The 15,990-nt window shown below is 46.8% G+C and carries 13 protein-coding genes; 12 read left to right on the top strand and 1 reads right to left on the bottom strand.

The features are described from left to right. The first annotated feature begins 83 nt into the window (after nt 1-83). The 8 genes from QMA13_RS18225 (at nt 84) to QMA13_RS18190 (ending at nt 9,254) form a co-directional block, all read left to right on the top strand. Complete coding sequence (locus QMA13_RS18225) at nt 84-575, top strand: hypothetical protein (protein ID WP_282943172.1); 492 nt, start codon at nt 84-86, stop codon at nt 573-575. Nucleotides 576-598: 23 nt separating this feature from the next. After that, entirely contained in the window at nt 599-1,465 is an 867-nt protein-coding gene (locus QMA13_RS18220) for an NmrA family NAD(P)-binding protein (RefSeq protein WP_282943171.1), read from the top strand. Between the two features lie 226 nt (nt 1,466-1,691). Continuing rightward, nucleotides 1,692-2,696, top strand: coding sequence for a LacI family DNA-binding transcriptional regulator (locus QMA13_RS18215; RefSeq protein ID WP_282943169.1), 1,005 nt, complete (start codon nt 1,692-1,694; stop codon nt 2,694-2,696). A 22-nt stretch (nt 2,697-2,718) separates the two neighbouring features. Then, entirely contained in the window at nt 2,719-3,831 is a 1,113-nt protein-coding gene (locus QMA13_RS18210; RefSeq protein WP_282943167.1) for an ABC transporter substrate-binding protein, read from the top strand. Between the two features lie 102 nt (nt 3,832-3,933). Continuing rightward, a complete protein-coding gene (locus tag QMA13_RS18205) occupies nt 3,934-5,571 on the top strand; it encodes an ABC transporter permease (RefSeq protein WP_282943165.1) in 1,638 nt (545 codons plus the stop codon). 28 nt (nt 5,572-5,599) lie between these two features. Continuing rightward, a complete protein-coding gene (locus tag QMA13_RS18200; protein WP_282943163.1) occupies nt 5,600-6,688 on the top strand; it encodes an ABC transporter ATP-binding protein in 1,089 nt (362 codons plus the stop codon). 107 nt (nt 6,689-6,795) lie between these two features. Next, a complete protein-coding gene (locus tag QMA13_RS18195; RefSeq protein ID WP_282943437.1) occupies nt 6,796-7,587 on the top strand; it encodes an HAD family hydrolase in 792 nt (263 codons plus the stop codon). A 194-nt stretch (nt 7,588-7,781) separates the two neighbouring features. Further along, nucleotides 7,782-9,254 carry an MDR family MFS transporter gene (locus QMA13_RS18190; protein ID WP_282943161.1) on the top strand — a complete coding sequence of 491 codons (1,473 nt, stop codon included), beginning with the start codon at nt 7,782-7,784 and terminating at the stop codon, nt 9,252-9,254. A 38-nt stretch (nt 9,255-9,292) separates the two neighbouring features. Here the strand turns inward: QMA13_RS18190 and QMA13_RS18185 are convergent, their stop codons facing one another. Then, nucleotides 9,293-10,177, bottom strand: a complete 885-nt coding sequence (locus QMA13_RS18185; RefSeq protein ID WP_282943160.1) for an AraC family transcriptional regulator — start codon at nt 10,175-10,177, stop codon at nt 9,293-9,295. 179 nt (nt 10,178-10,356) lie between these two features. Between QMA13_RS18185 and QMA13_RS18180 the strand changes: the two genes are divergently transcribed. Genes QMA13_RS18180 through QMA13_RS18165 form a run of 4 tightly spaced genes read left to right on the top strand, consistent with a single transcriptional unit; the run spans nt 10,357 to nt 15,917 of the window. Then, nucleotides 10,357-11,760 (top strand): hypothetical protein, encoded by a 1,404-nt coding sequence (locus tag QMA13_RS18180; RefSeq protein ID WP_282943158.1) that lies wholly within the window; start codon nt 10,357-10,359, stop codon nt 11,758-11,760. After that, nucleotides 11,744-12,484 (top strand): SDR family oxidoreductase, encoded by a 741-nt coding sequence (locus QMA13_RS18175; RefSeq protein ID WP_282943157.1) that lies wholly within the window; start codon nt 11,744-11,746, stop codon nt 12,482-12,484. The genes QMA13_RS18180 and QMA13_RS18175 overlap by 17 nt, the downstream gene beginning before the upstream one ends. Continuing rightward, the gene (locus QMA13_RS18170) at nt 12,481-13,296 is read left to right on the top strand and encodes an alpha/beta hydrolase (protein ID WP_282943155.1); all 816 of its coding nucleotides are present in this window, start codon (nt 12,481-12,483) and stop codon (nt 13,294-13,296) included. The genes QMA13_RS18175 and QMA13_RS18170 overlap by 4 nt, the downstream gene beginning before the upstream one ends. Beyond that, nucleotides 13,293-15,917, top strand: coding sequence for a glycoside hydrolase family 38 N-terminal domain-containing protein (locus tag QMA13_RS18165; RefSeq protein ID WP_282943153.1), 2,625 nt, complete (start codon nt 13,293-13,295; stop codon nt 15,915-15,917). Before QMA13_RS18170 ends, QMA13_RS18165 begins: the two co-directional genes overlap by 4 nt. Nucleotides 15,918-15,990: the final 73 nt, after the last annotated feature.

Below are 15,990 nucleotides of genomic sequence, written 5' to 3'. Positions count from 1 at the left end.
GCTATATAGTTAGGATACTAATTATATAAAAGAAGATGCTGAATGATCAAATAACAGGAGTGGAGAGAGAGGAGCATGGTGATATGAACAACATGCATTACCGGAGGAAAATGGAAGGAGCTTCTGCTATCAAAAGCAATACCAATGCGTTCGTGCTGTGGCGTGAAGTACTGATGGCCTATGTATCTCCTGCCGTTATGGCAGGGCTTGGGGGTCTGATCACTGCCGATAGAAATCTTCAGATTGGAGCACTGACCACTATAGGAGGAGCATCGGCCATAATGGCCTGGCTGCTAGGGCTTTGGCTGCGCAGCAAAGGAGGTGATGTACGCTGGATGATTCGGATGCCCCGTATAGTAGCGGTAACGATGTTCGCGATAATTGGAGCTTCATTAGGCTTACTTACTGCATGGGCAACACTGGGCTTATTGGAAATGGTTCTATCCTACGCCCAATGGGATTGGATTCAACGTGTCTGGTTTGACTTTCCGTTATCGGGAGCGATTGCTTGCACGATTATGACTTGGCGTTGGCGCCAAAGCCGTACTACATCATGTTTCGTATTACATAACTAAGTTACCGATGGAGGAGATTAAAGATGATAACTATTATTGGAGCAACAGGTGTAATTGGAGGGGCGCTATTAAAGCGCATGGTTGAGCTTGGGGTACCCGTAAGGGCGTTGAGCAGGGAGCCAGATAAGCTGCGAAGTCAGCTAGGGGAGGCAGAGCTCTCCATGATCGAGATCGCATCGGCTGACGCTTCCGATACCGGTTCACTGCGTCACGCATTTGCAGGAGCCAGCCAGCTCTTCCTTGCCATGTCCAACAGTCCTAGACAAGTTGAATTAGAGACTTCCATCATTCGTACTGCTGTCGAAGCTGGAGTGGAGCATATCGTTAAGATATCAAGTCCAGTCTATGATAGCAGATCTCCGGTAGCCATAGCGGGCTGGCATCAAGAGATTGAAGGCTTCCTGTCACAAGCAGGGATCACGGGCACTCTGCTGCGCCCCTATGCCTTTATGCAAAATTTACTACGCTTTGCGCCATCGATCAGAGCACAAGATGTTTTTTGGGGCTGCATGGGGGACTCTCCTTGTAACTTCATAGACTGCCGGGATATTGCCGACGTGGCTGCTGAAGTCCTTACCAATCGAGAGGTTGCAGGCCGAACCTATACCCTTACCGGCTCGGAAACCTACAGCTACCCGCATATTGCAGCTAAGCTATCTTTCTTGCTCAATAGGACCATTCGTTACGTTGATAGGAGTAGAGAGGAATTGCTAAACGATCTTATTCAATATGCACAGATGCCTTCATGGATTGCGAACCATGTCGTTGAAATCCAGACGATGGCCACGGTCATCCCCGAAATGCCTACCTACACGGTGAAAGGCTTGCTTGGGAGAGATCCGCGAACCCTTGATGCTTTTTTGCAGGAACAGATAGAACAATTTCGCTAAAAACTAATGTGAAACAAACTCTAAACATTCTACAAGTTCGTATTTGGGACATACCCAATACGAGCTTTTTTTAATTAACACCAGTAATAATTAACTATATTAATTAAAATTCTCATTTCCTCATCTTTACAATAACTTATCACACAAGAGCATTTCCTGTCCCTTATAATAGGGTTGCAAACGATACCGGAAACGTTACCGGAGCGAATGTGACGGAGGTGTGATTGTGGCCAATATTAAAGATGTAGCAAAGCATTTAGGAGTATCTGTATCAACGGTGTCTAGAGCAATAAACAATCATCCCGACGTGAGTCAAGAGACGAAACTGCATATTTTGGAGGCGATCAAAACCCTAAATTACCGGCCAAACGCAATTGCCAAAGGATTAATTCAGAAAAAAACGTTCACAATCGGACTGATGATTCCCGAAATCTCGGACCCTTTTTTCTCTGATATCGCCAACGCCGTAGAGGACTCTTTGGCAGGGCATGGCTATCAGGTGGTCTATGGGAATACGTCACGAAATCCGGTCAAAGAAAAGCAGTTCATTTCTAACGCAATTGAGAGGCAGTTCGATGGATTGATTATTACTCCGGATGGCCTGGATGACGAATTGGTGGATATGCTATCCAAGCTGGAGAAGCCGGTTGTCTTCCTGAGACGGAAAACACCTGCTGGATTACCCATTCCGTTCGTCGATGTCAATCATTATGATGCAGCGACAATAGCCGTAAGATACTTACTCTCTTTGGGGCATAAGAACATCGGCTTCATCGGAATGCCGCAGACCTCACATACAGGGAATGAAAGGCATCGTGGCTATCGTGATGTGATGAGCAGCTGTGGTCTTCTGGATGAGAACAACCTTGTAGCAGGAGGAAGGACCATAGAAGCGGGCAGGGAAGCCATGGGCAAGCTGTATGCTCAAAATCCATCTTTGACTGCTGTGTTCTCAGCTAACGACCTGTTAGGAATCGGAGCGCTCGAATGGCTGGCCATACATAACATTAGTGTCCCTGATCAGTTGTCAGTTATCGGATTTGACGATCTGGAATATGCCAATCTGCACTGGGTACAGTTGACCACGATGGCACAGCCACGTCAAGAAATGGGCCGAAAAGCAGTGGAGCTGCTGCTGCAAATGATCGCAGAAAAAGGAACAGAAGCTGTCTCCGCGTTGATCGAAGCAAAATTGATTGTCCGCAGAACCTGTAAACCAATCTCAGATTGATAATCAAATGGAGGATGAAACGATGTCTAGAAGAGGAAGTAACAAAGCGGTTAGTCTGGCAACAGCAGCTATGTTAGTTTGCACCATCTTGTTAACGGCATGTGGAAGCAGCAAGGGGAATCAGGCAGCCTCGAGCAACGCAGGTGCGGCACCGGCGTCGACAACGAGCACACAGCCAAGCTCACCTCCCAAAGGCTCCGGCAAATTGGTTGTGTATGCGGCGCTTAACGAGGATGACATTGTTCAAATCCAAAAAAAATTCAAAGAGGACACGGGCATCGAGATTGAATATTTGCGTTTAAGCGGTGCCGGTGAGGCCAGCACAAGAATTCAAGCTGAAAAAGCGTCACCCAAGGCAGATGTCTTCGTCGGTGGATCGGTGGAGTTCTATGAACCTCTGGCTCAACAAGGCCTGCTGGAGAAATACACATCGCCTAATGCCAAGGACATCGATAGCCAGTTTAATGATCCGAAGGGGTATTGGCAAGGCTGGTATATGGGCGTGCTCGGCATCGTACTGAATACGGAACGGTTCAAGAAGGAGCTGGAGCCCAAAGGCATTAAAGAGCCTAAGACTTGGGATGATTTGCTCGATCCTGCTTACAAAGGCATGTTTATCACTTCCAACCCAGCGACAGCAGGAGGCGGTTATATTTTCGCAGCAGATCAGCTCTTCCGGTTGGGTGAGCAAAAAGGATGGGAATATTTGCAAAAGCTGAACACGAATGTTCACCATTACACACCGGCAGCGGGGGATGGCATCAATCTTACAGCGACCGGCGAATTCGTGGCAGGAATGTCCTGGGCCCATGATATCGTTAAATCGGCCAAACAAGGATATCCCATCAAAGTTATCGTTCCGGAGCAAACGGCATTTGAAATTGGAGGCGTCGGCGTTATTAAAGGCGGAGCCAATACCGAAAATGCCAAGAAGTTCGAAGATTGGCTCTTGACGAAGCCGGTTGGAGAAATGAATACCAAGATGTCTAACCGTTACTCCGTCCGCAAGGATGTAGCTCCTCCAGATGGTATGATCAAAATCGAGGATGTCAAGCTGGTTAATTATGACCGGGACAAAGCTGCACAAATGAAGCCGGATGTCGTGAAGAAATTCACGGATATGATCGGCAAATAAGCACTTAGTATTGACAGTAAGCAGCAAGGAGATGGATGAAACGGGAGATGGGAGGCATTTCCCGTTTCATTCACTTTTCGAGTGACCATGAGGAGTGACGTCATGATTGCAACCAATCATAAAGAAGTATGGGCAGAGATCCGAAGATTGAAGAAGGAACCGCTGCTAGCTGCCGTTATTGCCATAGTGATTCTGATTACAATGTACTTCGTCCTATGGCCGGTTTATAAGGTGATCAGTTTTCCTAATTTGTCTGACTACAAGGAGATATTCACGAACTCAAGATGGCTCGCTGCCGCATGGCACAGCCTATTCCTGACATTGATTTCAACGTTGTCTTGCACCGTGATTGCTTTTATATTTGCCTACACGATTAGCCGTCTTCAAGTTCCGTTCAAAGGGCTGTTCAAGTTCATCACCATTCTGCCCATCGTTTCTCCGCCTTTTATTATTGCTTTGTCCTATATCCTGCTGTTTGGGAGACAAGGACTTGTCTCCAAGTACATTTTACATATGAGCATTGACGTATACGGCTGGCATGGGCTGTGGCTGGTGCAGACGATTACCTTTTTTCCATACGCGTATGCGGTCATATTTGGTGTGCTTAAATCGAGTTCGATTCAATTGGAATATGCGGCCTACAACTTGGGTGCGACTCGTTGGCAGGTCTTTAAAGATATCGTGCTCCCGCTTAGCAGACCTGGTATAGCAGGGGGAGCTCTGATTACGGCTATGAATGTGCTGGCAGACTTCGGGAATCCCATGATCATTGCCGGCAATTATGCTATGCTGCCGACCGAGGCATATATGCAAATGTCGGGGTTGTTTAACTTATCCTCGGCAGCGATGCTCTCTACAGCTTTGCTCGTACCAGCGCTTATCCTGTTTGTGCTGAATCGTAGGTGGGTGGGGGACCGGTCTTACGTAACGATTACTGGCAAAGAGTCGTCTCTTGCCCCTTATCCAGTGCCTTTCTATGTGAAATGGGGCTTGTTCGCGTTCTGTGGGATCGTGACCATCATCGTGCTTGCAGTGTATGGAGTCTTATTTTATGGAGCTTTTACGAAGACCTGGGGCTATGACTGGAGTTTCACCCTGAAAAACTTCAGCTATGTGTTCGACAAGAAACGGGAAATGACGAACAGCTTGACCTATGCGATGATCTCATCCATTGCAGCCGCTTTTCTAGCTATGCTGCTGGCTTATATAGTCAAAAGGAAGCAAGTGGGAATCAACAAGCTGATCGATTTTCTAGCTATTCTGCCTGGAGCTGTTCCCGGTGTATTCCTTGGACTTGGCTTCGCTATGGCCTTTAATGAGAAACCAATGGAATTGACCGGAACTTCAGCCATTATGGTGCTGGCGTTAATGTTCTGGAACTTACCGACCTGCTACAGTGCTTGTCTCGCAGGCTTGCAGCAGATCGGCCATTCATTAGAGGAGGCCTCCCTTAACTTAGGGGCAGGCAGCTTCACTACATTTCGCCGTATCCTGCTGCCGCTCCTCAGAGGGCCGTTTATGTCCGCTCTCGTCGTTTCGTTTTTAAGATCCGTCACTTGTTTAAGTGTGATCATCTTCATTTATTCGGCTAAAACCTCCGTCGGCACGATCTCTATTCTGGGCTTGGTTCAGAATGGGGCATGGGGGAACGCCGCTGCTTTTACGGCTGTGCTAATCAGCATCGCCTTTATCGTTCTGGCAGCAGCCAGAATCTTGTTGAAGGTCAGAATAAATCCATAACCGATGAAGGAGGGTCAGAATAGACGCTATGGAACCGATGATCCAAATCGAGCATTTGACGAAAACGTTCGGCCATTTTAAAGCCATCGATAATATATCATTGGATATTCCCAAGGGAAGCTTCACGACGCTTCTCGGTCCAAGCGGATGCGGCAAAACGACTTTGATGCGTCTTATCGCAGGCTTCAACGAGCCGGATTCCGGTAATATTTATATTGAAGGAACCAAAGTGAACGGCATTCCGGTTTATAAAAGAAATACTCCCTTGGTTTTTCAGGATTATGCATTGTTCCCACATATGACAGTGTATGAGAATATTGCCTACGGCCTAAAGCTGAAAAAGATACCGAAACAAGAAACAGAAGCCAGAGTGGCCTCTATGCTGGACATGTTCGGTCTGCAAGGCATGGAACGCAGATTTCCCAAAGAAATGAGCGGTGGTCAGCAGCAAAGGGTAGCATTTGCCAGGGCATTAGTCACAGGCCAAAACATCTTGCTGATGGATGAACCGTTAAGCAATCTAGACGCCAAAATGAGGATCGAGGTAAGGAATGAGCTGAGGGCTTTGCAGCAAAAGCTCGGTATTACCGCCATTTTCGTTACGCATGATCAAGACGAGGCATTGTCTATCTCCGATCAGATTGCTGTATTTGATAAAGGACGCATTCTTCAATGCGGCACGCCTATGGATATCTATTTCAAACCAATGAGTCCCTTTGTGGCGAATTTTGTGGGAGCAGCGAACTTTGTACATGGTAGGGTGATAGGACAGGAAGAACAAGATCTGCTGGTACAATGCAGCGATTCTGTGCTTAAGGTCAGCAAAGACAGCCATCCATTTCGAGTAGGTGACCCAGTGATGCTTGTCATTCGACCTGAATGCATATCCATTGCTGCACAAGAGAATGGACATGAGCAGCGACCCAATGTTAAGAACGGCGTTATTAAGAGCAGCAGCTTCCAAGGGAGCATGGTTCGTTATGTAGTAGAAGCAGATTCTATGGAGTGGACCGTTGATGACTCCAACCCAAGTATTTATGGATTTCATCAGGGCATGATTCAATTCGAACTGGACAAAAAGAAGATCCATGTTCTGCCGGCGGCAGCTGCACATTAAACCCATTTATATGGAAATATTCAAGCTAGTGGGGAGCGATCTGTCAAATTACCGTCTCTTCCAGAGAGGATTGTGTTGGCATAGTGCGTTTACAACCGTTGTACAAAATGATTGTGACCGATATTGATGGAACACTTGTAGACCATCAGCAAAGGATAAGTGATCGCAATAAGGATAGAATCCGTTGTTTCCAGCAGGAGGGGGGCCTCTTCACGCTGGCTACGGGCCGTATGGAGGATGCTGCGCTTTCCTATGCGCAGGAGCTGGATATTCAGCTCCCTGTCATTTTATATAATGGGGGAAAGATCGTAGACCTGGTTACGGGACAATGCTTTTTTGAAGCACTGCTCTCAGCGGAAGCCGTGAAGCAATCCTTGCAGTTATTGCATGAGTATTCGTTGGATATCATTGTTTACTCCGAGCGCAAGCTATGGGTGGATGATGTAACGCCTGTCATTATGGACTATATGAACAAGGATAGAGTAACGTGTCATCGGTGGGAGAACCCGAATGTTCTCCTGAAGGCGCCAGTCAATAAAATCATGATCATCAAGGAAAATCAAGATTTTGACGGTGTGCTGAGGGCTTTATCTCCGTTGGCAGGCAAGCATTGTGAGTTGGTCATGTCCGAACCTACTTATTTAGAAATATTACCCAGAGGGGTATCCAAGGGAAGCGCACTAAAAATGCTGACAAATCTTGTACAAATCGATATTCGTGAAGTGATCGCGATAGGGGACAACTTGAACGATCTGGAAATGATAGGTGAAGCGGGACTAGGCGTTGCGGTAGATAATGCCCATGTCCGATTGAAAGAAAAAGCAGATTACTTAGGTAAGTCGCATCTTGACCATGCCGTGGCAGAAATCATTGAGAAATTTTGTCTGCTAAATAAATAACTGTGTTGTATAAAACAAACCCTGCCGCTCCTGAATCCTTATTTAGGAAGAAACAGGGGTTGTTTGTGTTCAGTCATGCGGAATTGCGTCCTCCTCTATTTTCCAGTTTAAATTCAGTTTATATTTGTATCGTAGTATGAGGGCAATTCATGAATCTGAGGTGATTTGCTATTTTAAAAACAAACAACAAAACATTGGTTCTTACCGGACTGATACTCGGTCTTATCTTCGCGGAGCTTGACGAAACGATCGTCTCCACCGCGATGCCGACGATAATCCGTGAGCTTCACGGATTATCACTGTACGGTTGGGTAGCCGGAATCTACATGCTTGCAGTAACGATGTTCATGCCGATTCTAGGCAAGCTGGCTGATTTATTCGGCCGTAAACGGATTTACTTGATTTGTATGGGCTTATTCATTACAGGCTCGATCGTAAGTGGATTTGCGAATTCGATGACATGGCTTCTGATCGGACGCGGTATTCAAGGAATAGGAGCGGGCGGGCTTATGCCTCTAGCGTTGGTTATTATCGGTGAGACATACCCGTTAGAGCAGCGTGCCAAAATCCAAAGTCTCTTCGGTCCGCTTATGATTCTTCCGCAACTGTTAGGACCAACCGTGGGGGGATATTTAGTCGGACACATGAATTGGCATTGGGTATTCCTTATTAACATTCCCGTTGGCGTACTTGCTGCTGCCGTCTTGGCCGTTGGAATGCGCGAATCGATTGGTGAAGAGAAGCGATCTATTGATTGGAGCGGAGCAGTGACCTTGATCCTTGCTTTATTCTCACTGCTGCTGGCTCCGGTACTGATTGATAATCAAGGCTATTCTTGGTCTTCACCTATTATCATTGGTTTGTTGGCATTGTCCTTCATCTTCTTTATTTTGTTAATTTACATTGAGTCAAGAGTGAAGGAGCCTATCATTCCTCTTCATCTATTTACTAATCGAAATGTAGTCGTTCTATCAACACTGGTGTTTATCTTGATGATGGGCTTGATGGGGGGGATAGCGTCGTTTCCTTTCTTTGCACAAAATGTGATGGGGCTCTCGCCAACAGCATCGGGCTATTTGACACTTGCCTTTATGGCTGGGGCTATACCGTCGAGTATCGTAAACGGGTTTCTCATTACGCGAGTCGCTTATCGAAATCTGTTCATTGTATCGTTCCTGCTGCCGATCATCGGGTTCTTCCTGTTGATGCAGATTCAGGTCAGTACAACCATACTATTCATCGTGATTAGCTTCTTTATACTTGGGGTCGGACTTGGCGCGCTGTTCGGCGGAGATAACCTCATTGTTCAAGAATCTGTCGATTCCAAAGACAGCGGCATTGCCTTGTCAACCGTTCAGCTGTTTCAATCGCTTGGGGCGACGATAGGGTTAAGCGTATTCGGCAGCATGTTGGCCCGTAACATAAAAAGTGGCGTAGCCGATCTCAGCGATCAGCTTCCTTCCGGTACGGCTGAGCATATCCAAACGGGCGGGATCCCGCAAGGAATTTCACCTGATCTATTGCTACAGGTAAAAACGGTGTTTGCTCATGCGTTTCAAAACATGTTTACCATATCGTTGATCTTCGTAGTTGCCGCGTTCATCCTCTGCTGGTTTTTGAAAAAAGAAATTTTGTCCAAGAAAGAAACGGAAGCCGCAAGCGCATAACCTATGCGCTGCGGTTTTCTTTTTTAGGTTAAAGTTATTTAAAGTATGGACTCGGTTCTCCGATATACCCCAGGGGATGTACCGCTAATTTTCTTGAAAGCTTTGGAAAAATGATGAATATCGGCAAAACCGCAATATTCCGCAATTTCCTGGATCGGAAAAGAGGAGTTTTTGATCAGCTCTTGTGCATGTTGAATTCTTAACCTCATTAAATATTGATGGGGAGACACGCCGAAATGCTCTTTAAACACAACGGAGAAACGGGACGGAGAGAGCTGAGCACGTTTTGCCATGTCTGACAAAGAAAGCGGTTCTGATAAATGAAACGAAAAATAAGAGGTTATCCAGTTTAAGGATTGAGGCTTCTGAAATTGGACAGCTGGCTTTTCCATATGGCCTTTGAGCAGAGATAGCACTAATTCACTCGCTAAATGTGTAGCTTCCAAGTGACTGTACAAGTCACCATGCTCCCACAATCCAATCATTTTTAGCATGGTTTCTTTAAAAGCCGACGGTTGGGAAGGCCGAAATTTCAGAGGAATATGAATGCCCGAAATATCGTTTAAGCGTGGCTGAAGAAACTGCGAATATGCGCTTAGGTCAGTTTGACCTGGAAGTGTCGGAAAGCTTTGTTCACGCCCTTCCGTGTAAAAAAAATCCATATGAGCAAAGGGAGTGATAGTTCGTGTTACGCCTCTCAGCGTATGCAGTTGGTCTGGCTGAATAAGGCAGAATTCTCCTTCATGAAAATGATGCTCTTCTCCGCTCGTTTCCACAATGAAATGTCCTTCCTGAACATAAATAAGCAAATAATCAAGGAGCCGCCGCTCCGGCAAATACCATGGTTCCCGTACTGCATACCCTGTTTCTCGAATAAAAGGCAGCAGCGGATGACGGATAATGATTTCGTGAAATGACTTCATTCTCAACCTCCCTTGATTCCCTGTGTCCAAAATATCAGACTATGTCCAAAAGAACAATAAGTTTTGACAAAAAATGAAAAAGGGATAACAAAGCTTTGAAAGTAGAGCAGACCTTATAATACAAACAAGATAACGTATTCTTCTGTACATTAGCACTCTCAAGGAGGTTTTATTCTAATATGCAAAGAGTAATAAATAACAATTTAGGAATGATTCCGCTTGCCGGAATATGCAGCTACGAAGAAGCCTGTGCGCTCGGTTACGATATTGATCGTAACGTTAACCTGTTGAAAAGGTATATCTATGCCGTTTCTCAATTGAACCAGGTTTTTGCCGCCCATATTGCTAATGTTCCTGAATGGGAAGTGAAATGCGCATTCAGTCTTCACATTTGGCTTGAGGCAGAGCACAGCGCTGCGCTGCGCAAACGGGTTATGGAAATGCGGGAGCCGCCTCTACATTTAGATAAAGTGCCGGATGTGCGTCTAGAAGCTTTCTTCCAAGAACTGATACGCGCTCAATCCACGCTTGAGCTTGTGGTCGGACTATATCGGGTTGCTAAGCCGGAGCTGCTTCGAGCCGTCAGGAAGCATCTGTGTGAAACCAATTCACTGGTGGATCATCCTACTTGCAGAGTTCTGAAAATGATAGCGGCGGAGCAGGAAGAAATGATGGCTTGGGGCGAATCTGCTATCCAAGCTCTGATTCAAACAGACGAAGACGAAGCTCGGTCGACGGAGTGGCAGAAGCATTTAGAGAGCTTTCTGCAGGAAGCAGGGGGAATCTCCGGTGAATCGAAGCGTCCTGAGGACGCGCCCCAGAAAACTCCTCGCTCCGACGGCAGCCGGTACGTAATGAAGCTGGAACCAAGTAGAGACGACAGATTTATAGACCCCTATAATGCCGCAGCAAAAATCGATGAGTATTATGTGGACGATAGTCTCCTTGCGGACGAACGAACATATGCTCTTATCTATAAACGATTGAGAGAAATGGACGTTCCCGAATGGATGGGACCGATTATTTACCAAACCGAGGGCAAGCCATGGGAGTATTACCAGGACCTGAGTCGTCAGCTGTGGGATGAGGCCCGTCATGCCATGTTAGGTGAAGTAGGGTTGTATCAGGACGGAGTAGAGTTCTATAAATACCCAATCGAGTATAGAACGAGCATGGCGCTCAATTGTTGCTTCAAGCCTCTCGAAGCCCATGTGATCTTGTGGTATATCGAGCAAGGCCTGATGCCTCGCAAAACGGGAAAGCAGCTTGAATGGGCCATTGCCAAGCAATCGGATAACGAATTAGCCAAAACGTTCCAGGATTACGATTGGGCCGATGAGGTGCTCCATGCTCAAATTGGACGAAGATGGCTTGTGCCTGAATTTGAAAGTCTCGAGAAGCTGACTCAATTTGGAGAGTCTTTAATGGAACGCAACTGGGCGGAGAAGGCTAAGTTGGATAGCAGATCCGCACAGAGTCAGTGGTGGCCGCAATTTCTTGCTGAAATACGCGAGAGTAAGCAGCGAATTCGTGTTACACAACAACAAAAAGGAGCTGTGACTTCCGATGAACTTGTCAAATAAAGTATGTGTAGTAACGGGGGCAGCTCGAGGCATCGGGTTGTCTCTAGTTCACCAGCTGCTAGCGGCTGGAGCCAAGGTTGCTGTTAGCGACGCGGATGAAAAGGCATTACAAGAGGCGGTATTTCAGCTTGATTCTGCTGATAGAATCATCGGGATTCCAACCGATGTCCGATCAGAGACGGATATCGCGCTTTTGGCCAATGCCGCTGAAAGTCAGCTTGGACCTATCGACGTTTGGATCAATAACGCAGGGGTAGCCCGTCATAAAAGAATTACGGACTATACGACCGATGACATCGATTGGATGATGGATGTCAACTTCAAAGGCACGGTGCTTGGAAGTCAGCAGGCTCTTCGCCATATGAGTCCCAAACAGTCCGGTCATATTGTGAACATTGTCTCCACTGCAGGATTGACGGGAGTGCCTACAGAATCGGTTTATTGTGGTACGAAATTTGCCGTGCGAGGGTTTACGGAGGCGCTTCAGCAGGAGGCTGCGGGATGTGGAATACGAGTAACCGGCGTGTACCCAGGAGGTGTGAATACGTCGTTCTGGGATAAGGCAAGAGAGCAGCCTTCTCCGGTACAAACGTATTTAACACCTGATGACGTGGCCCTGGCAGTTATTTCTGTGCTTCAAATGAACGACAATTGCGTAACTCATGAAATCGTCATCCGTTCCATGAAAGATGCGAATTTTACGCTGGAGGATTTGAATCCATGACGGGTTATCGCATTCATACAGCTCAATTCTACTCGAAGCATTTGAATGGAAGAAGGGTTTATCGCATAGCAATACCTGAGAAGCGGTCGGATGAGAGTAAGCCGCTGCCTCTCCTTGTGCTGTTGCATGGAGTCCATGGATCAGAAACGGATTGGACGGAACAGGGGAACCTGCTCGAGACGTTACAAGAGCAAAGCCGCTCCGGGAACATAGGTGATATGGCAGTTCTGATGCCTTCAGACGGTCTATTCTCATACGGGACAGGATATTTGGACTGGGCGGAGGGATATCCCCACCTCTATGAACGGTATTTGCTGGAAGAGGCTCTGTTGGATGCGGAACAACGATTTGATGTGGGCGGAATAAGGTCACGCCGATCGATCGCGGGGTTGTCGATGGGAGGCTATGCCTCCGTTCGGCTTGGTTGGACATGGCCTGAGCAATTCAGTTCCGTCAGCAGCTTGAGCGGTTTCTTTGATGCACATGAGCTGGAAGTGCTGATTGGTGGCCCAAGCTTTGCTTCTATATTTCAGGGCGATCAAGCAAGAATACATGCGGCGTCTCCCTTGACTATGCCTTTACCTTCGGAAGAACAAATGCCTAAGCTCTATTGGGACTGTGGAATAGATGATCCTTATATCAATTACAACCGCCAGCTGTGTGATCGACTACGTGGCTTGGCAATCTCTCATCGTTACGAGGAAGAAGCGGGTGCGCATACATGGGATTACTGGAGAAAACGTATCCGTCATCATCTCCAATTTCACTACCATGTAATGAAAGAAGCTACAACCTCGGAGGTCATCCTATGACTATGGATTCACAGCGAGTCGTTCATTTAGTTCCGCATTTTCATTACGATACCGTATATTTAAAAACCTATGAGCAATATTTGGAGCCTGCGCTTAGCCATATTCACGAAACTCTGCGAATTATGACAGAAAACCCTACCTATACGTTTATGATCGAACAGACCATTCTGCTAGAGGAATATTGGGAGCGTTTTCCTGAGCAGAGGTCGCTGCTATATCAGTTTGCTCAAGAAAGAAGGCTGGAGGTTGCATGTGGCATGTATTGTATGCCGGATATGAATATCCCGTCGGGAGAATCATTTATACGGCAGGTGGCTAAGGGAAAGCGTTGGGTAAAAGAGCATCTAGGGGTCGACGTCCATGTGGCCTGGGTGTCGGATAGCTTCGGTCATCATCCCCAGCTTCCACAGCTTTTGCAGCACTGTGGCTACCATGCCTATGTTTTTGGCAGAGGAATGGACCCGGATGCACCAACCCCTTTTAGATGGTCAGGCATTGATGGGACAAAGCTTCTAACCCATCGACTGCATGGTGGCTATGGATTGATCATGTTCTCCCAATCGGTAGACAATGCTCTGGAGCTTAATTTGAATACGAATAAAGGCGCTGATGCTATTCGGGATCGAATTCGCTTTCTCGAAACGGTATCTTCCGATTCAAGAGACCTGCTCTTGCCCAATGGCGGCGATATGGCGAAGCCTCAGAAGGAAGCGATAGCCGCAGTTGAAGATTACAATCGTAGATATAAAGATAATGCCGTCTGCATCTTGTCTTCCGTTCATCAGTATGTGAGCTCTATACAAGAGCGGTCTGAGCTGCTGCCGCTGTTATCTCCCGACTTGAATCCAGTTACGCCGGGAATTTACAGTTCAAGGATGGGAATCAAGCTCTGGAATCGCAAGATAGAAGGGAAACTGCAGCTGGCTGAAAGATGGCATGCGGCGATTTCACTAATTCGGGGCTTCAGCAAAGCCTCTACCGAAGTCATTCGCAGGGAACTCGAATTGGAGCATGCATGGCAGCAGCAGCTGTTTAACCAATTCCACGATATTATCAGCGGAACTATCGTCGATGCAGGTTACCTGGACTCCATGAGACGTTACAAAGAAGCCGATGCATGTCTGGATCGAGTGATGGCTAGTTTAAAGAAAGAAATGGCAGCTTCCTCTGCGCCTTTAGTGGTAAACGAGCTGCATGATGTCGTTTTGATGGTCATGAACCCATCATGCTTTACAAGGAAGGAAGTCGTACGGTTTCATCTTGAAACAAGCTTACCGAATATTAACGGAGCCACTGTTCTAGACGAACATGGCAACGATCTTGAGATGCAATTTCGTGTCATTACTGAAGACCAAAGAGGGCCAAGGAGAATTGAACTATGTTTCACCGATCGTTTGGAAGGCTTGTCTAGCAAGAGCTACAAGGTCATTTGGAAGCGACATGAGGAATTAGTCGTCAAGCAGCAAGAGCCTAGTCACAGAATATCGCAAAGTCCAGAAGGAATTTCCTTCGAGAACAGCCTTTGCCGAGTTCAAATTGCCAATAACGGTTGTATCGTTTCTTACCGACTCAATGCATCAGGACACGAGTGGATTCCCGAAGGTAAAGGCTGGAATGAACTCTTGCTGTTGTCTGATACCGGAGATTTGTGGCTCTATGATGATCCAATCATTAACGGTGCCTATTACGGACCTATGGATGACATGTTTCAGCAAATGGCTGAGGATACGAAGCCTTATGTAAAAAAACGACTGGGCAGCTCCTTGCGTACAACAGGGATGCTTGCCATCAAAGACGAGGATGCCGACAAAATCATTATTGAGAGCAAAGGAAATATTCGTTTTTGGAGGATGCAGGTGGATTATGTTACAACCGTCTTTTTATATAAGGAATCTGGCAAAATCGGATTCGGAACCAAGCTAACCGGAAGAGGACGGCAGTATCGTTTGATCGCAGCATTCCCGACCGAGCTCTCAGAAGGGCACCTCCTGCAAGAAATTCCTTTTGGTACCGTCAAGAGAGAAAGCGGCGAGTATCCGGCGCAGAATTGGTCGGCGTTGGAAGAGGGGGACCGTGGAGTGCTGATAACCAATGTGGGAATTGCAGGTAACGGAAGGCTAGACGGTACGATGTATCTTGCATTGACACGGTCCGTCTCGATTGATTACAAAACGGAGTCCGAGCTTGCCTACGAGGAAGGCGAAACGCATGTCTATCGATATGAAATCGAGGCATATGAAGGAAAGCCGTTGGCAGAGCTTAAGCCTTGGCGCAGCGGCGAACAGCTGATTTTACCATTAGTAACGGCCGTATATCCAGCGGTGACGAAGCTGTTGAATGTAGACGCAATTAAGGTTATAAGCGAGACGGTTCATCTTACTGGATTGTACTATAGAGAAGGAACATGGACACTGCGGATCTACGAGGCAGAAGGCAGCCATGCATTGGCGACCGTTCATTTTCCTTTGGCCACTGTACTTGATGAGCCGTTGTACATCTGGGAAGAGAACGGGATAGGGGATCGTATTTCTGAACCACAGCGAGTACATGAAAGCATTGAAGTGGAGCTCACAGCCTATCAGATTAAGACCTTTGCGTTTGGTCCGAAACCTACTATTTGAACAGAAATATTCGCCAAATTGGAACTAGCTTTTTATGGCAGTTCCTCTTTGGTATGGATAGTTTATACGGTGC

This window comes from Paenibacillus sp. RC67, assembly GCF_030020805.1.
Taxonomy (GTDB): Bacteria; Bacillota; Bacilli; order Paenibacillales; family NBRC-103111; genus Paenibacillus_S.
This window is presented reverse-complemented; position numbering and strand designations above follow the sequence as displayed.